Source organism: Streptomyces sp. NBC_00846 (assembly GCF_045207325.1).
Lineage (GTDB): Bacteria > Actinomycetota > Actinomycetes > Streptomycetales > Streptomycetaceae > Streptomyces.
In genome coordinates this window covers 3682172-3698403 of sequence record NZ_CP108846.1, presented here as the reverse complement: position 1 = coordinate 3698403, position 16232 = coordinate 3682172, and the positions used below count along the sequence as shown (strand labels likewise).

General features: G+C 70.2%; 17 protein-coding genes. 11 read left to right on the top strand and 6 right to left on the bottom strand.

The features are described from left to right. Nucleotides 1-25 precede the first annotated feature (25 nt). Both OG936_RS17005 and OG936_RS17000 read right to left on the bottom strand, forming a co-directional pair. Nucleotides 26-661, bottom strand: a complete 636-nt coding sequence (locus tag OG936_RS17005) for a response regulator (protein WP_406495695.1) — start codon at nt 659-661, stop codon at nt 26-28. Beyond that, complete coding sequence (locus OG936_RS17000; protein WP_406495693.1) at nt 658-1866, bottom strand: sensor histidine kinase; 1209 nt, start codon at nt 1864-1866, stop codon at nt 658-660. Before OG936_RS17000 ends, OG936_RS17005 begins: the two co-directional genes overlap by 4 nt. Before the next feature lie 238 nt (nt 1867-2104). On the opposite strand from OG936_RS17000, the gene OG936_RS16995 reads away from it, so the two are divergent. Both OG936_RS16995 and OG936_RS16990 read left to right on the top strand, forming a co-directional pair. Next, a complete protein-coding gene (locus OG936_RS16995) occupies nt 2105-3193 on the top strand; it encodes an ABC transporter permease (RefSeq protein ID WP_406495692.1) in 1089 nt (362 codons plus the stop codon). Then, nucleotides 3190-3873, top strand: a complete 684-nt coding sequence (locus OG936_RS16990) for an ABC transporter ATP-binding protein (RefSeq protein WP_406495691.1) — start codon at nt 3190-3192, stop codon at nt 3871-3873. Before OG936_RS16995 ends, OG936_RS16990 begins: the two co-directional genes overlap by 4 nt. Before the next feature lie 531 nt (nt 3874-4404). Here the strand turns inward: OG936_RS16990 and hutH are convergent. Further along, entirely contained in the window at nt 4405-5940 is a 1536-nt protein-coding gene (hutH, locus tag OG936_RS16985; protein ID WP_266747300.1) for a histidine ammonia-lyase, read from the bottom strand. 107 nt (nt 5941-6047) lie between these two features. Here hutH and OG936_RS16980 point away from each other — a divergent pair, with 107 nt between their 5' ends. Next, on the top strand, nt 6048-6821 hold the full coding sequence (locus tag OG936_RS16980; RefSeq protein ID WP_406495690.1) for an IclR family transcriptional regulator: 774 nt from the start codon (nt 6048-6050) through the stop codon (nt 6819-6821). Between the two features lie 204 nt (nt 6822-7025). On the opposite strand, the gene OG936_RS16975 is transcribed toward OG936_RS16980, so the two are convergent. Next, entirely contained in the window at nt 7026-7769 is a 744-nt protein-coding gene (locus OG936_RS16975; RefSeq protein WP_406495689.1) for a DUF5324 family protein, read from the bottom strand. A 500-nt stretch (nt 7770-8269) separates the two neighbouring features. Between OG936_RS16975 and OG936_RS16970 the strand changes: the two genes are divergently transcribed. Together OG936_RS16970 and OG936_RS16965 are read left to right on the top strand one after the other, a co-directional pair. Then, nucleotides 8270-8797 carry a peptidylprolyl isomerase gene (locus OG936_RS16970; protein WP_406495687.1) on the top strand — a complete coding sequence of 176 codons (528 nt, stop codon included), beginning with the start codon at nt 8270-8272 and terminating at the stop codon, nt 8795-8797. Between the two features lie 154 nt (nt 8798-8951). Then, nucleotides 8952-9851 (top strand): rhomboid family intramembrane serine protease, encoded by a 900-nt coding sequence (locus OG936_RS16965; protein WP_406495685.1) that lies wholly within the window; start codon nt 8952-8954, stop codon nt 9849-9851. 301 nt (nt 9852-10152) lie between these two features. Here the strand turns inward: OG936_RS16965 and crgA are convergent, their stop codons facing one another. Next, a complete protein-coding gene (gene crgA / locus OG936_RS16960) occupies nt 10153-10407 on the bottom strand; it encodes a cell division protein CrgA (RefSeq protein WP_265543105.1) in 255 nt (84 codons plus the stop codon). Nucleotides 10408-10547: 140 nt separating this feature from the next. Here crgA and OG936_RS16955 point away from each other — a divergent pair, with 140 nt between their 5' ends. From OG936_RS16955 to OG936_RS16930, 6 genes are read left to right on the top strand one after another with little or no spacing between them, the layout of a single operon-like run. Continuing rightward, nucleotides 10548-11315, top strand: a complete 768-nt coding sequence (locus tag OG936_RS16955; RefSeq protein ID WP_406495683.1) for a DUF881 domain-containing protein — start codon at nt 10548-10550, stop codon at nt 11313-11315. Nucleotides 11316-11341: 26 nt separating this feature from the next. Then, nucleotides 11342-12058, top strand: coding sequence for a class E sortase (locus OG936_RS16950; RefSeq protein WP_406495681.1), 717 nt, complete (start codon nt 11342-11344; stop codon nt 12056-12058). A 56-nt stretch (nt 12059-12114) separates the two neighbouring features. Then, on the top strand, nt 12115-12297 hold the full coding sequence (locus OG936_RS16945; RefSeq protein WP_266747294.1) for a hypothetical protein: 183 nt from the start codon (nt 12115-12117) through the stop codon (nt 12295-12297). Further along, nucleotides 12294-12932, top strand: coding sequence for an aminodeoxychorismate/anthranilate synthase component II (locus tag OG936_RS16940; protein WP_266747293.1), 639 nt, complete (start codon nt 12294-12296; stop codon nt 12930-12932). Before OG936_RS16945 ends, OG936_RS16940 begins: the two co-directional genes overlap by 4 nt. Next, nucleotides 12929-14329: a class E sortase gene (locus OG936_RS16935; protein ID WP_406495679.1), complete on the top strand. Its 1401-nt coding sequence runs from the start codon at nt 12929-12931 to the stop codon at nt 14327-14329. Before OG936_RS16940 ends, OG936_RS16935 begins: the two co-directional genes overlap by 4 nt. A 27-nt stretch (nt 14330-14356) precedes the next feature. Continuing rightward, nucleotides 14357-15091: a class E sortase gene (locus OG936_RS16930; RefSeq protein WP_406495677.1), complete on the top strand. Its 735-nt coding sequence runs from the start codon at nt 14357-14359 to the stop codon at nt 15089-15091. A gap of 98 nt (nt 15092-15189) precedes the next feature. Here OG936_RS16930 and OG936_RS16925 read toward each other — a convergent pair whose 3' ends face one another. Further along, nucleotides 15190-15819 carry a restriction endonuclease gene (locus OG936_RS16925; RefSeq protein WP_406495675.1) on the bottom strand — a complete coding sequence of 210 codons (630 nt, stop codon included), beginning with the start codon at nt 15817-15819 and terminating at the stop codon, nt 15190-15192. Nucleotides 15820-16232 lie beyond the last annotated feature (413 nt).

Genomic DNA, 16232 nt, shown 5'->3' with positions numbered 1-16232 from the left:
TGCGCCGGCCGTCATGCGCCGGCCGTCAGCGGCGGATGAGGCCGAGGTCGGTGGCGGTGGCGACGGCGGCGGTGCGGGAGTCGACGCCGAGCTTGGCGTAGATGTGGGCCAGGTGGGACTTGACGGTGGCCTGGGTGAGGCTGAGCCGGTCGCTGATGCGCTGGTTGGACAGGCCGTCGGCGACCAGACCGAGGATTTCCGTCTCGCGGCGGGTCAGGGCGGTATGGGGGGTGCGCAGGCGGTTCATGAGCCGGTCGGCGACGGTGGGGGCGAGGGTGGTGCGCCCGGCGGCGGCGGTCCGTACGGCGGCGGCCAGTTCCTCGGGCGGGGCGTCCTTCAGGAGGTAACCGGTGGCACCCGCTTCGATGGCGGGCAGTGTGTCGGCGTCGGTGTCGTAGGTGGTGACGACCAGGACCCGGGGTGCGCCGGGGCGGGCGGTGATGGCGGCGGTGGCCTGGGAGCCGTTCATGCCCCGGCCGAACTGCAGGTCCATCAGAACGACGTCGATGTCGAGTTCGCCGGCCAGGGTGACCGCGTCTTCGGCCGTGGCGGCCTCGGCCACGATCGTGAAGTCCGGTTCGGTCTCCAGTACGGCGCGCAGTCCGGCCCGTACGACGGGGTGGTCGTCGGCGAGCAGCAGACGGATGGGGGTGTCGGTCATGGCTGGGCCTCGTCGTCGGGTCGGGGTGCCGGGTGGGCGGGGAGTTGCGCTGCGAGGGCGCTGCCTCGGCCGGGGGCGGATTCGATGCTGAGGGTGCCGCCGAGAGCGTGCGTGCGGGCGCGCATGGCGGCCAGTCCGAAACCGCCGGTGGCCGGATCAGGAGCCGGCAGGCGGGTGGGGTCGAAGCCGGTGCCGTCGTCGACGACATCGAGGGCCACCTCGTCGTCGAGGTAGCTGAGGGTCACCTCGGCCGTGGTGGCGTGTGCGTGACGGACGGTGTTGGACAGCGCGGACTGCGCGATGCGCAGCAGGGCGACTTCGTGGGCGGTGGACAGGGGTACGGGCTCGCCGGTGAGGCGGAAGCGGGCGGTGAGGGGGTGCTGGGTGCTGGTCGTGGCGCACAGCCGTTCCAGGGCTCCGGCCAGGGTGGTGCCTTCCAGGGCGGGCGGGGTCAGCGCCGCGACGAACCGGCGGGCTTCGGCGAGGTTGTCCACGGACGTCTGGCGGGCCTGGCCGATGTAGCGTTCGGCGGCCTCGGGCCGGGTGGGCAGGGCGCGTTCGGCGGCGCGCAGGAGCAACTGGATGCTGGACAGGCCCTGGGCGAGGGTGTCGTGGATCTCGCGGGCGAGGCGTTCGCGTTCGGCCAGGACGCCGGCGGTGTGCTGGGCGGCGGCGAGGTCGGCGCGGGTGGTGGTGAGTTCCTCGATCAGCCGTCGGCGCTGTTCGCTCTCCCGGTACAGCGCCTGGTAGCCCCACACCACGGCCACGGCGACGGCCGCGCCCAGGGCCGGGCCGATCGCGGTGGCCGCGGCGAAGGTGTCCTGGTGGGCGGAGAAGGCCACGATCGCCGCGACGGCGGTGGCGACGACCGAAATCAGGCCGCCGCGGCGGGGCAGCAGATGGAGCTGGAGGAAATACAGCGGGAACGCCAGCCACACCGCGTCGGCGGTCAGGACCAGCAGAACCAGCCAGACGGCGCCCACCGCGCCCAGCCACAGGGCGGCGGCCCGGCGGGAGCCGCTGATACGGGGCAGCAGCGGGCCCACGGCGTACGCCACCCCCAGCGCCGTACAGACGGCGACGATGAGGCCCGTTCGGGATTCCCCCGTGCCCAGGGCCCGGACCACGGTCAGGGCGAGCAGGCCGATGACCAGCAGGTGCAGGCACCAGGCCAGGGCCCTGGTGGTGGGAGTGAGGGTGCTCATGAGATACCCAGTCTACGGAAACGGCTCATACCGGGCATCAATCAAAAGGTGGAGGGCAGGCGCCGTCCTTTGATTCCAAAAGTCCGATCCTGGGCGCGATGCCGCGGCACGGGGGCGGCGGCGAGAGTGGGGACGTACCGATCCCACACGTGGAGATGTACCGATCCCACACGTGGAGACGTACCGAATCCACAGGGGAAGACGTACCGATTCCGCCGCGTGAAAGGACAGGCCTGAAATGTTCGTCGCCTGGAGAGACCTCCGGTTCGCCAAGGGGCGCTTCGCCTTGATGGGAACCGTCATCGTGCTGATCACGCTGCTGGTCGGGCTGCTGTCCGGGCTGACCGCCGGGCTCGGCCGGCAGAACATCTCCGCGATCACGGGCCTGTCCGCGGACCGGATCGCTTTCGCCGCTCCGAGCAGCGGGCAGGACGTGTCGTACTCCAATTCCACGGTCACCCGTGAGCAGTGGCAGCGGTGGGCCGAGGCGCCCGGGGTGAGCAGCGCGGAGCCGCTGGGCATCTCCACCACCAGGGCCACCGCGGGTGACCGGAACGAGGGCGTGTCCGTCTTCGGCGTCCGGCCCGGCTCCGGCCTGGCCCCCGACAGCGGGAAGATCGACGACCGTTCGGTGGTGCTGTCCACCGCAGCCGCCGACGGTCTCGGTGTGGAGCCGGGCGACACGGTCACCGTCGCCGGCCGGCGGCTGACCGTCGCCGCCACGAGCGGGGACGCGTCCTTCAGTCACACCCCCGTCGTCTGGACCAGCCTCACCACCTGGCAGAGGATCGCCCCGCCCACCAACGGCTCCGACGGCCCCGTCGCGACCGTCATCGCCCTCACGACCACGTCGGGCGCCGAGGTGGACGCGACCGACGAGGCCGTGGGCACGAAGACGGTGTCCAAGGACGACTCGTTGTCCGCGATCGGCTCCTACACCTCCGAGAACGGCTCCCTGCAACTGATGCGCGGTTTCCTGTTCGCCATCTCCGCGCTGGTCATCGGCGCCTTCTTCACGGTGTGGACCATCCAGCGCAGCGGTGATGTCGCTGTCCTGAAGGCCCTGGGGGCCTCCACCGCCGACCTGTTGAAGGACGCCCTGGGCCAGGCCGTCGTCCTCCTGGTGGGCGGCACCCTGCTCGGCACCGGACTCGCCGCCGCCGTCGGCGCCGTCGTGTCCGGCTCGGCCGTGCCCTTCCTCCTCGCCCCGGCAACCGTCCTCGCCCCGGCCGCCGTGATGGTCCTGCTCGGCGCGCTCGGGGCCGCCCTGTCCATCCGCCGCATCACTTCCGTCGACCCGCTGACCGCCCTGGGGAGCGCACGATGAGCCTGAACCTGACCGACATCACCCTGACCTACCCCGACGGCGAGAGCCGCCTCACCGCCCTGGACCGGGTCGGCCTCGACGTCCCCAAGGGCAGCCTCACCGCCGTCGTCGGTCCCTCCGGCTCCGGGAAGTCCAGCCTCCTCGCCGTCGCCGCCACCCTCATCACCCCCGAGGCCGGCACCGTCACCATCGACGGTGTGAGCACCACCGGCATGACCCGCGGCGAACTGACGGCCCTGCGCCGTCACAAGATCGGCATCGTCTTCCAGCAGCCCAACCTGCTGCCCTCCCTCACCGCGGCCGAACAGCTCCAGGTCATGGCCGGGATCGACGGCCGTTCCCCGTCCAGGGCCCGCCCGCGCGCGATGGAACTGCTGGACGCCGTCGGCCTGGCCGACCAGGCGGGCCGGCGTCCCCACCAGCTCTCCGGCGGCCAGCGCCAGCGCATCAACATCGCCCGCGCCCTGATGAACGACCCCACCGTCCTCCTGGTCGACGAACCCACCAGCGCCCTGGACCACGAACGCGGTGCCGCCGTCATCGACCTGATCACCCGGCTCACCCACCAAAAGGCCACCGCCACCGTCCTCGTCACCCACGACCGCGCCCACCTCACCGCCGTCGACCAGATCGCCGAAGTCCACGACGGACGCCTCACCCTGCCCGCACCCGCCCGCTGACCACACCGATGCCGACGGCGGGTCCGGGCGCGGCCGGCGGGTCGCGCCCGGACCCGCGCGGACCTCCCCGATGGTGGCGCCGCTCCGGGCACGACGTGATGGACGGGTGACGAAGCACCGCCTTCCGCACGGTTGGGCCGGACTGCCCCCGCCGCCGGGGCCGCAGCCCCGAGCCATGGCCGGCCGGGACGACGGGGCCGGCGCCGACAACCTGCGCCGGCACCGCGCCGTCCACCTCGACCCCGACCGGGCCGAACCGGGGGGACGCGGCGTTCGTCGGCTTCCGCAGCGACGAAGGCGTAAGCCGCAACAAGGGACGCCGGGGCGCGGCGGCCGGTCCGGGCGTGCTGCGCCGCGCCCGCGCGTCGATGGCGCTGCCGGGACCGCTGCGCGCGCCGGACGCAGGCGACGTCGAGGTGGGCGACCTCGCGAACCGGCGCGCCGCCCCCGCGGCGGGGGCTTGTGCACGCCCCCGTGATGCCTGTGCGCGCTGCCCGGAGAGTTACTCGCCGGGCAGCGCGCACAGGTGGTTCAGGCCAGGGGGCCGGTGACGGACTCGGCGGCGGCGATCGCACTGCCGGAGGCGACGTACTGCACGGTGGCCTCGATCTCGGGAGCGAGCCAGCGGTCGGGTCCGGGGCCCTCGACCGTTTCGCGCAGGCCGTCGCGTACCGCCGCGGTGGCGGGTGACGGTGTCAGCGGGGCGCGCATGTCCAGCGCGCGGGCCGCGGTGCAGACCTCCACCGCGAGGACGCGCCCGAGGCCGTCCAGCGCGCGGCGCAGCTTGCGGGCCGCGGACCAGCCCATGGAGACGTGGTCCTCCTGCATGGCACTGGAAGGGATGGAGTCGACGGAGGCGGGGGTGGCCAGCCGCTTCAGTTCGGAGACGATCGCGGCCTGCGTGTACTGGGCGATCATGTGGCCGGAGTCGACGCCCGGGTCGTCCGCCAGGAAGGCGTTCAGCCCGTGGTTGCGGGCCGGGTCCAGGAACCGGTCCGTACGACGCTCGGAGACCGAGGCCAGGTCGGCGACGGAAATGGCGAGGAAGTCCAGCACACAGGCGACCGGCGCACCGTGGAAGTTGCCGTTGCTCTCCACCCGGCCGTCCAGCGTGACCACCGGGTTGTCGACGGCGCTCGCCAGCTCGCGGGCGGCCACCAGCTCGGCGTGCGCGAGGGTGTCGCGGACCGCGCCGTGCACCTGCGGCGAGCAGCGCAGCGAGTACGCGTCCTGTACCCGCGTGCACTCCGGCGTGCGGTGGCTGGCGACGATGCCCGAGTCGGCGAGCAGGGCCCGCAGGTTCGCGGCGCTGTCGGCCTGGCCCGGGTGCGGGCGGAGCGCCTGGAGGTCGGCCGCGAACACGGCGTCCGTACCGAGCTGGCCCTCGACGCTCATGGCGGCGGCGATGTCGGCGGTGCGCAGCAGCCGGCGCAGGTCGTGGGCGGCCAGCACCAGCATGCCGAGCATGCCGTCGGTGCCGTTGATCAGCGCGAGGCCCTCCTTCTCCTCCAGCACGACCGGGGTGATCCCGGCGGCGGCGAGCGCCTCGGCGGCCGGCTTGAGCATGCCGTCGGCGTCGCGGACCGTGCCCTCGCCCATGACGGCGAGCGCACAGTGGGCGAGCGGGGCCAGGTCGCCGGAGCAGCCGAGCGAGCCGTACTCGTGGACAACGGGGGTGATGCCGGCGTTGAGCAGCGCGGCATAGGCCTCGGCGGTCTCCGTGCGCACACCGGTACGGCCGGTCGCCAGTGTCGACAGACGCAGCAGCATGAGCGCGCGGACGACCTCGCGCTCGACCTCGGGGCCGGAACCCGCGGCATGCGAGCGCACCAGGCTGCGCTGGAGCTGCGCGCGCAGCTCGCCGGGGATGTGGCGGGTGGCCAGCGCCCCGAAACCGGTGGAGACGCCGTAGTGCGGCACCACCTCGTCGGCCAGGCCCCGGATCACCTCGCGGCTGCGGGCGATCTCCTTCAATGCCTCCGGCGACAGGGCCACCGGAGTTCCCAGGCGGGCAACGGACACGACATCGTCGGCAGAGAGCGGGCCGACACCAACATCAACAGTCATGTCTCCATGAAGCCGGTTGCGGGGGCCGCACCGCGACGGGCTGCCCCAAGGTTGTGTCTGGGATCCCAGACACAGGGTCCACGCGACGCCGGGTCTATCGTCGGAGCATGAGCATCGTCCCGGCTGCCGCGCAGGTCCTGGCCGTGCTGCGCTATCTGGCGACCCAGGCCGCCCCGGTGCCCGCGGCGGCCATCAGCCGCGACGTCGGGCTGCCCCGCTCGACGACCTACCACCTGCTGGACACCCTGGCCGCCGACGGCTTCGTCTCCCACCTGCCCGAGGAGCGGCGCTACGGTCTCGGCGTCAGCGCCTTCGAGCTCGCCTCCGGGTACGCGCGCCAGGAGCCCTTCCAGCGGCTGGCCCGGGTGCCGCTGGCCAAGCTCGTGGACCGCACCGGGCACAACGCCAACCTCGCGGTGCTGCACGGCCGCGAGGTCATCTACGTCATCGAGGAACGGGCCCCCGGCCGCACCCCCCTGGTCAGTGAGGTGGGTGTGCGGCTGCCGGCCCAGCTGACCGCCAGCGGCCGGGCGGTGCTGGCCCATCTGCCGGCCGCGCAGGTGCGGGCGCTCTTCCCGGACCGGTCGTCCTTCGTCCAGCGCAACGACGCGGGGCCCACCTCGTTGACCGCGCTGCGTGCCCTGCTGGCCGAGGTGCGTCGTAGGCAGTACGCCACCGAGGAGGGCGAAATCACCGTCGGCCTGTCCTCCATCGCCGCCCCCGTGTTCGATCACCACGCCCATCCGATCGCCGGCGTGTGCGTCACGTTCCCGAGCCGGCCGGGGAGTGCCGCCGAACGCCTGGAGATCGCGGGGCACGTCGCGCAGACCGCCCGCGAACTGACCCGCCGCGTGGGGGGCGCCCCGAAAACATCCCGATGACGCCGCGCGACCCGGCCTCGCGAGCTGTCCGGTGCCGCTACCGCCCTCGTTGCCGTCCCCGTCCCCGTCCTCGTCCCCGTCCCCGTCCCCGTCCCGTCTCCGCTTCCGCTGTCGCTTCCGCGTCCCGCGGACTCCGCGGACGGCGAAGCGGGCGTCTGAAGACCTCAAGGCCTTCCGACGCCCGCTCCGCCGCCCGGGGACTGCTCAGCGGCGGTCGTCGCGATCGGTGCCTTCGACACCCTCCGGACCGTCTGTCCCCTTGCTCTTCTTGTTCTCCGCGTCGGCCTGCCTGGCCTCGGCCTCCGGGTCGAGCGAAGACGGACCGCTGCCGTCGACCGAGGTCAGCGGGGCGCGGTCGGAGACCTCCGTGGGAGCGGGCGGCTCGACCAGCCAGTCCGGGTTGGCCTGCTTGTCCCACCACCGCCAGGCGGCGTAGGCGGCAGCCGCCACGATGCCGGCCACGGCGAAACCCTTGAAGCACCGGCCGGCCTTCGCCCGCCGCTCGTGCTTCCTGGCGAGCCGCCTGATCTCCTTCGCGGTGACCTGCCCGCGCAGTGCCGCCAGCGCGGCGGCGCTGCGGACCGAGGCCTCCTCCGCCACGGGCTGGGCGACGGCCATCGCGTGCTCGACGCGCGGAACGGTGTAGTCCGCGGCGCTGCGCGCGACCTGTCGGGTGCGGAGCGCGGCGCGCTGGGCCACCTCGTCGACCTTGGGGGGCACATGGGCACGGGCCAGTTCGATACGTGGCGCGAGATGCGCGCCGTATTGCACTCGGGCCTGCTGGGCTGCCCTCGACACCTTCGGCGCGAGCCGTGTGCGGGCCTCGTACGCGAGATGTGCGGCCTGGTCCTTGGCCGAGTCGGCGTAGGGCGCCACCACTTCCGCGGCGTGCTGCACGCTGTCCTTGGCCGAGTCGGTTGCGGCGCGCACGCTGTCGATGCGGGTCACGGGATCCTCCTCCTTGGTGGCGGGTAGTACTCCGCCTTTCCACCCATTTCGAGATCATGCCCGCCGAGGGCCTGCACGGCATGCGGGGCAGGCATCCGGGTCATCCGGGGTCATGGCTGATGTTTTCGGGCAATACGGTGCAAGGGGAGCTTGCCGACGACAATGCCACGGTTCGGTCCAGCCCGCGCCGGTTGGTCACGCACTTGGCCGCATTTGTTCCTGCGGGGAGCGGCACGCACGGGGCATCGGGGAAGCCGCAGGCGAAGAGGGTGGCGGGCACGGCCTCGGCGCGACGGGCACCCGATTGGGCAGGACGGTTCTACGGGCAGAACGGGCGCCCTATCGGGCAAGAAGGTGAGCGGAGGGCGTTCGGGGTGGCGGCCGGGCGCCGGAGCGGAAGGTCCGTGCAAGGATCGGTGGAACGTCACCGCGGACCTGACGTCATCCCTCGCGGACCCGACGTCACCGAAGACTCACCGAAGACTTACGGAAGGCAGATCGTGGCCGAGCAGCTTTACGCCACCTTGAAGACCAATCAGGGCGACATCGAGATCCGGCTTCTGCCGAACCACGCGCCCAAGACGGTCAAGAACTTCGTCGAGCTCGCCCGGGGCGAGCGTGAGTGGACGCATCCCGAGACCGGTAAGAAGTCCACGGACCGGCTGTACGACGGCACCGTCTTCCACCGCGTCATCAGCGGCTTCATGATCCAGGGCGGCGACCCGCTGGGTAACGGCACCGGTGGCCCGGGGTACGAGTTCGGTGACGAGTTCCACCCCGACCTCGGCTTCAACAAGCCGTACCTGCTGGCCATGGCCAACGCCGGCCCGGGCACCAACGGCTCGCAGTTCTTCGTCACCGTCTCGCCGACCGCCTGGCTGACCGGCAAGCACACCATCTTCGGCGAGGTCGTCGATCCCGCCAGCCAGAAGGTCGTGGACGCCATCGCGGCCACCAAGACCAACTCCCGCACCGACCGTCCGCTGCAGGACGTCGTGATCGAGTCGGTCGCCATCGAGAACCGATGATCACTATTGGTCATCACGTGATCACGTTCTGATTCTCCTTTCGGGAACCAACAGCCCTGGTCGTCCGTACTTGTTACATAGCGGATGAGCAGGGCGGCGTCGTGCGTGCTGCCGCCACGACGAGGACCGAGGGGACCGGGAGATCATGGGACCGATGGACCAGCAGCCGCCGGGAGACCAGGACCGGGCCGCCGCCACGGACGGCTCGCTGAACTGCTACCGCCACCCCGGTCGCGGTACGCACATCCGCTGCACCCGCTGCGACCGCCCGATCTGCCCCGAGTGCATGGTCAACGCCTCGGTCGGCTTCCAGTGCCCGGACTGCGCCCGGCAGGGAGCCGGTACGGGACACGGCCCGGGCGCCGCCCGGCCGCGCACGGTCGCCGGCGCCCCCGTCACGGCGGACCCCCGGCTCATCACCAAGATCCTGCTCGCTCTCAATGTCGCCGTGTTCATCGTGGTGCACGTGAAGGGGTCGCTGCTCGAGGACCTGACGCTCTTCGGCCGGGCCAACCTCTACTACGGCGGCCCGCCGGAGGGTGTTGCGGAGGGCCAGTGGTACCGGCTGGTGACGTCGATGTTCCTGCACCAGGAGGTGTGGCACATCGTTTTCAACATGCTGGGTCTCTGGTGGCTCGGCGGGCCGCTGGAGGCGGCGCTCGGCCGCGCCCGCTACCTCACGCTCTACATGCTGTCCGGCCTGGCGGGCAGCGCTCTCACCTACTGGCTCGCCGCACCGAATCAGCCCTCGCTCGGCGCCTCCGGCGCCATCTTCGGCCTGCTGGGCGCCACCGCCGTGCTCATGCGCCGCCTGAATTACGACATGCGCCCGGTCTTCGTACTTCTCGCGGTGAACCTGGTCATCACCTTCAACCCCTGGGGCGGAATCGCCTGGCAGGCACATGTCGGCGGTCTGATCGCGGGCACGCTGATCGCGATCGGCATGGTGCACGCACCCCGCGAGCGGCGCGCACTGGTGCAGTACGGCACCTGCGCCCTGGTCCTGGCGGCTGTGGTCGCCATCGTCGTCGCCAGAACAGCCGCGCTGACCTGAGCGGACGCAGTTCCCTGGCGCTCCCTGGGCGTTCCCCCGGTCAGTTGTCCACAGCGCGTGCCGGATCTTGTGCATTCCGTGGGAACAACTGTGCCCCTTGTCGCTGAGCTGGGTTTTTCCAGCAGGGACAAGGGGCGTGCCATCCCTCGATGAGGGAGGCTGCAGTCACATCGGCGTCAACAGTCAGGGAGTTATCCACAGATCGTCTGGCCTTTTCCCCTGCCTGTGGATAACTCTGTGGGTAACTCGGGGCAAGGGTTGCGGAACCGGACCCCGCTGTGGGATCAGGCGCCCTGCGGCCCTACTTCCACTGCGTGGAGACACCGAAGCCGCCGGCGATGAAGCCGAAGCCGACGACGATGTTCCAGTTCCCCAGCGACTTGATCGGCAGATCGCCGTCGGTCACATAGAAAACGACGATCCAGGCCAGACCGATCAGGAAGAGCGCCAGCATCACCGGCGCCACCCAGCTGCGGCTGGTCAGCTTAATGTTGGTTGCCTGCTTCGCCGGAGGGGGCGTGAAGTCGGCCTTCTTGCGGATACGTGACTTCGGCACGAGGAACTCTCCTGTCGATGCGCTGCGTGACCGCGCAGGGAACTGTGGCTGGCGCCGGGCGGGGCGCGAGGGGGAATGCTGCCTCCCCCGGGCGTCCGTTAGCGTAGTGCTTCCGTGGCGCCGAAGGAGATAAGGGTACGTTGAGCAATTCTGCCGACTCCTCCCGAGGGCCGGTCCGGCGCACCTTCCGGCACCCGGTCCGGGTGCTCACCGCCGCTGTCTTCGCCCTTGCCGGGCTGATCTTCGTCACCAGCGCCAACACGGCCAAGGGCACCAACATCCGCACGGACTCTTCGCTGCTGAAGCTCTCCGACCTCATCCAGCAGCGCAGCGGCAAGAACGCCCACCTGGACGAGACCAATTCCACCGCGCGCGGGGACATCGACGCCCTCGTGCGGCGCGACCGCGGCAGCACCGAGGCGGAGGATGCCCGCCTCAAGGAACTCGCGCGTACCGCGGGCACCACAGAGCTCTCCGGCCGGTCCGTGTCCGTCACGCTCAATGATGCACCGCTGGGCGCCACCGCGAACCCCGGCTACCCCGACCCGCAACCCAACGACCTGGTCATTCACCAGCAGGACCTGCAGGCGGTCGTCAACGCCCTCTGGCAGGGTGGTGCCCAGGGCATCCAGGTCATGGACCAGCGGCTCATCTCCACCAGCGCGGTCCGCTGCGTCGGCAACACCCTGATCCTCCAGGGCCGTGTCTACTCCCCGCCGTACAAGATCACCGCAGTGGGTGACCCGGCCGCGCTCAAGCAGGCCCTCGACGACTCCCAGGCGATCAGCAACTACCTGCTGTACGTGAAGGCATATGGGCTCGGCTGGAAAGTCGACGAGCACGAGGCGGTGACTCTTCCCGGCTACTCGGGCACAGTGGATCTCCACTATGCGGAGCCGGCGAAGTAGCGAGCAGCTGTGGGGAGGCCGACGCGGTGTCGGTGCGACTGATCGTGAGGACGTTCAGCGAACTCTGCATCACCGTCGGCGCCCTGATCGTGCTCTTTGTGGTGTACGTGCTGTTCTGGACCGGCGTGAAGGCCGCCGACGCGACCGAGGGACAGATCGACACCCTGCAGAACCAGTGGGCGCGGGGCACGGTGTCCGCCCCCGCGCCGGGCGCGTCCCCGGCGCGGGGCACCTCTCCGACACCGTCGGCGCCGCCCGCCCCCGCGGCGTACCGCGACGGCAAGCCGTTCGCGATGCTGTACATCCCCCGCTTCGGCAAGGGCTGGGAGTGGCCCGTCCTGGAGAACACCGGGGTCAGGACCTTGCAGAAGGGGCTCGGCCACTACCGCGGGACCGCCCGCCTCGGCGCGCCGGGCAACTTCGCCGTGGCCGGACACCGTCGCACGTACGGGGACCCGTTCAAGGACTTCCCGAAGCTGCGCCCGGGCGACGCGGTGCTGCTGACGGACGGGACGACGTGGTTCACGTACCGCATCGACAAGAAGCCCTACCGGACGGTGCCGAGCGACATCGGGGTCATCGATCCCGTACCCCGCAAGTCCGGTTTCGACGGGCCCGGCCGCTATCTGACGCTGACCACCTGCGACCCCGAGTGGGGCAGCGGCCACCGGCTGATCGCCTGGGCGCACCTCGACGCGACCCAGTCCGTGAGCGACGGCAGGCCGGCGGCTTTCCACAGCTGACCCATGCTCGTGCCCCGGCCCTTTAGTCTGGTCCCGTACCGAATGGAGGGGACAGCATGTACGGCTGGATCTGGCGGCATCTGCCGGGCAACGCATGGGTGCGTGCGCTCATCTCGCTCGTGCTGGCGCTGGCTGTCGTCTACGCGCTTTTCCAATACGTCTTCCCGTGGGCGGAGCCGCTGCTTCCGTTCGGCGACGTGACGGTGGACGGCTCGACCGGAACGGGGGGCGGCCAGTGAGCGCCCGCATCCTCGTCGTGGACAACTACGACAGCTTCGTCTTCAACCTCGTCCAGTACCTCTACCAGCTCGGCGCCGAGTGCGAAGTGCTGCGCAACGACGAGGTGACCACGGCACACGCCCAGGACGGCTTCGACGGGGTGCTGCTGTCGCCCGGCCCCGGCACCCCGGAGCAGGCGGGTGTCTGCGTGGAGATGGTCCGCCACTGCGCGGCCACGGGCGTCCCGGTCTTCGGGGTCTGCCTCGGGATGCAGTCGATGGCCGTGGCGTACGGCGGTGTGGTGGACCGCGCCCCGGAGCTGCTGCACGGCAAGACCTCGCTGGTGACCCATGAGGGCACCGGGGTCTTCACCGGACTGCCGTCCCCCTTCACCGCGACCCGCTACCACTCGCTCGCCGCCGAACCCGACACGGTGCCGGCGGAGCTGGAGGTGACCGCGCGCACCGCCGACGGCATCATCATGGGGCTGCGCCACCGGGAACTGGCGGTGGAGGGCGTGCAGTTCCACCCGGAGTCGGTGCTGACCGAGCACGGCCATCTGATGCTGGCCAACTGGCTGGCGCAGTGCGGCGACACAGGAGCCGTCGCGAGGTCGGCGGGGCTCGCGCCGGTGGTGGGCAAGGCCGTCGCGTGACCGCACTCCGTCCCGAACACGACGCCGGACAGGACGGCCCGTACGAGCAAGGAGCGTACGAGGCCGCGGGCGCGTTCGAGGCGGCGGTCGACCAGCTGGCGGATCCGCTGAACGATCCGCTGCCCGGGCAGCATGCCTCGCAGTGGTCCCGTTCCGACGGCATCCCGTCGGAGGAGCCGGGGCGGGGACTGCACCGGGCGCCGGATCAGCCATCCCTGGCGCAGCCGCAAAGGCTGCCCCACTCACAGGCGCCACAAGGGGCGCAGACGCCCGAACAGACCCCGCGGGAGTGGTACGACCCCGAGGGGTTCGAACGGGACTGGTACGGGCAGCAGGCGCCCGCGCAGGTACCCCGGGCGCAGCCCGCCCCCGTTCCCCTCCCGCCGGACGACGAGACGGTCGGACTGCGGACTGCGGACGCGCGTCACCTGGCCGATCAGGCGTTGACGGTCCGGCAGCCGGTTTTTGTGCCGGAACCGGAGCCGGTGTCGGTTTCGGAGCCGGTGTCGGAGCCGGGCTTGGGCTCGGAGTCGGGCGCGGGACCCGAGAAGGCCGATCCGGAACCGCGCACCGGAGGCCGTGCCGAGCGCCGACGCGCCGCGAAGGGGCGTGGCCGCCGACGTGCCGAACCGCGGCCGGAATCCGCGGCGTCGGCCCCAGCATCTGTGTCGGCCGCCAAACCGATGTCGCGCGTCGAGGCACGGCGCGCGGCGCGCGCGGCCAAGGACAGCCCCGCCGTTGTCGCCAGCCGGGTCGTCGGAGAGCTGTTCATCTCGCTCGGTGTGCTGATGCTGCTGTTCGTCACGTACCAGCTGTGGTGGACGAATGTGCGCGCCGACCAGTACGCCGGCAAGGAGACGCACAAGATCCAGGACGACTGGGCGAAGGGTGACCGCAACCCGGGTGCGTTCGAGGCGGGGCAGGGATTCGCCATCATCCACATCCCCAAACTGGATGTGGTCGCTCCGATCGCTGAGGGCATCAGCAAGGAAAAGGTCCTCGACCGGGGCATGGTCGGCCACTACAGCGAGGGCACGCTGCGCACCGCGATGCCGTCCGCGAAGAAGGGCAACTTCGCGCTGGCGGGCCACCGCAACACGCACGGCGAGCCGTTCCGCTACATCAACAGGCTGCGCCCCGGTGACCTGATCGTGGTCGAGACGCAGGACGCGTACTACACGTACGAGGCGACGAGGACCCTTCCGCAGACTTCGCCGTCCAACGTTTCGGTGATCGGTCCGGTTCCGCCCGGTTCGGGGTTCACCGGCCCGGGGCGGTACGTCACTCTGACGACCTGTACGCCGGAATTCACGAGTACGTACCGTCTGATCGTCTGGGGCAAGATGGTCGACGAACGACCGCGCAGCAAGGGCAAGCCCGACGCGCTCGTCGGCTGAAACATCATCACGACAGGGACGGGTGCGGTGGCAGCGAGGACCGAGCACGAAGAGCGAATCGGGGAGTTCGCGCCCCCGCCGCGGCGCAGAGAACGCCATCCGGTCGCGACGGCGGTCAGTTTCTTCGGCGAACTGCTGATCACCGCAGGCCTGGTGCTGGGTCTCTTCGTCGCCTACTCCCTCTGGTGGACGAACGTGCTCGCCGACCGCGAGGCATCCAAGCAGGGTCACACCGTCCGGGACCGCTGGGCGGGCGGACCGGGTGCGCTGGACACCAAGGACGGCATCGGCTTCCTGTACGTTCCGTCGATGAAGAACGGTGAGGTGCTCGTCAAGAAGGGCACCGACACCGAGAACCTCAACAACGGCATCGCGGGTTACTACACGGACCCGGTGAAGTCGGCTCTCCCCTGGGACAAGAAGGGCAACTTCACGCTGGCGGCGCACCGCGACGGGCACGGTGCCAAGTTCCACAACATCGACAAGGTGAAGACGGGTGACGCGGTCGTCTTCGAGACCAGGGACACCTGGTACGTCTACAAGGTCTTCAAGGAGCTTCCCGAGACGTCCAAGTACAACGTCGATGTACTGCAGGCGGTGCCGAAGGGATCGGGCGCGAAGAAGCCCGGCCGCTACATCACGCTGACGACCTGCACACCGGTCTACACGTCGAAGTACCGCTACATCGTGTGGGGCGAGCTGGTGCGTACGGAGAAGGTGGACAAGGACCGCACGAAGCCGGCGGAGCTGCGGCAATCGTGACTGAGCTCCTTCGAGGAGCTCAGTCGTTCTAGGATGGCGAAGGCCCGAAGTCGCAACTTGCCTTTGCGACTTCGGGCCTCCGCTCTGCCTGGTGACGGTTACATCAGGATCGCAAGCGGCACCCCGGCGCTCCACTTTTCGAGGTGAGCGCGGTCGACGAGGGTGATGCCGTAGGTCTCGGCGATGGCGCGTGCGTCGGGTGTGAAGGAGGTCGTGGCGACGAAGAGAGCCACATCGGCCCCGTGCTGGACGAAAGAGGCGCCGAGGAACTTCTGCAGCTCTCCGCTCCACACCGGACGGTAGGGCGCGAAGCTCTTGCACTGCATGACGATGCTGCGGCCGTCCGCGGTCACCGCTGTGACATCCACGCCTCGGTCGCCGGGGCCGCCGTGCACCACGACGTCCGAGCAGCTGTCGCGGCGGAGCAGTACGGCGACGTGGTGCTCGAACTCCCGCCAGTTCATGGCGTCGATGGACGCCATGATTCCGGTGTACGGGTGCGGGCCCTGGGCGTGCTCAAGGTGCCTCAGCCGGTGATGGTGATTGCAGAGCTTCTGCTCGACTTTCTCAACGTCGTCCCGGAGCAAGATCAGCTCCTTGCGGTGCTCACCGGAGGCCTCGATGAGGGCGTTGAACGTGGGGACGACGGTCGTCCCGAGGATGTGGGTGATGCGTCGGTCGATGCGGTCGTCGAGGGACTCCGGTCCCCTGTGGACAGAGTTATCCACAGGCTGATTCCGTGCCACGTATTCCACATCGAGCCGGTATGTACGTGTCTGACGTGCGACTTCGCTGTCCCGGAGGAGCATGGTGACGTCGAGGACGGTGCGCCTTGAGTAGAGCGCTTGACCGGGACTGAATCCCACTGACCTCCTTGAAGGAGGTCAGTTCTGCACCTGTCAAAACTCGGTAGCCGTTGGCTTCCAGTTCCTGCCGGTGGTCGACTACCAGGGATTCGATCGCTTTGATGCCGACCTGGAAGTACGCCGCCACCATCGCAGTCGTGACATGCATACCGTCCGGCAGCAGGGACAGCACCTTGACCCTGTCCAGCACTTCCGTTCGCGCCACGATGCTTACTCGTAGAGACCTTGACTCCAGCAGTACTGCATCGTTGATCACGTTCGTGTCCTCTCGGCTC

Coding starts and splice junctions, on each gene's coding strand:
- OG936_RS17005 (WP_406495695.1), bottom strand. CDS start 661: ATGACCGACACCCCCATCCGTCTGCTGCTCGCCGACGACCACCCCGTC.
- OG936_RS17000 (WP_406495693.1), bottom strand. CDS start 1,866: ATGAGCACCCTCACTCCCACCACCAGGGCCCTGGCCTGGTGCCTGCAC.
- OG936_RS16995 (WP_406495692.1), top strand. CDS start 2,105: ATGTTCGTCGCCTGGAGAGACCTCCGGTTCGCCAAGGGGCGCTTCGCC.
- OG936_RS16990 (WP_406495691.1), top strand. CDS start 3,190: ATGAGCCTGAACCTGACCGACATCACCCTGACCTACCCCGACGGCGAG.
- hutH (WP_266747300.1), bottom strand. CDS start 5,940: ATGACTGTTGATGTTGGTGTCGGCCCGCTCTCTGCCGACGATGTCGTG.
- OG936_RS16980 (WP_406495690.1), top strand. CDS start 6,048: ATGAGCATCGTCCCGGCTGCCGCGCAGGTCCTGGCCGTGCTGCGCTAT.
- OG936_RS16965 (WP_406495685.1), top strand. CDS start 8,952: ATGGACCAGCAGCCGCCGGGAGACCAGGACCGGGCCGCCGCCACGGAC.
- OG936_RS16945 (WP_266747294.1), top strand. CDS start 12,115: ATGTACGGCTGGATCTGGCGGCATCTGCCGGGCAACGCATGGGTGCGT.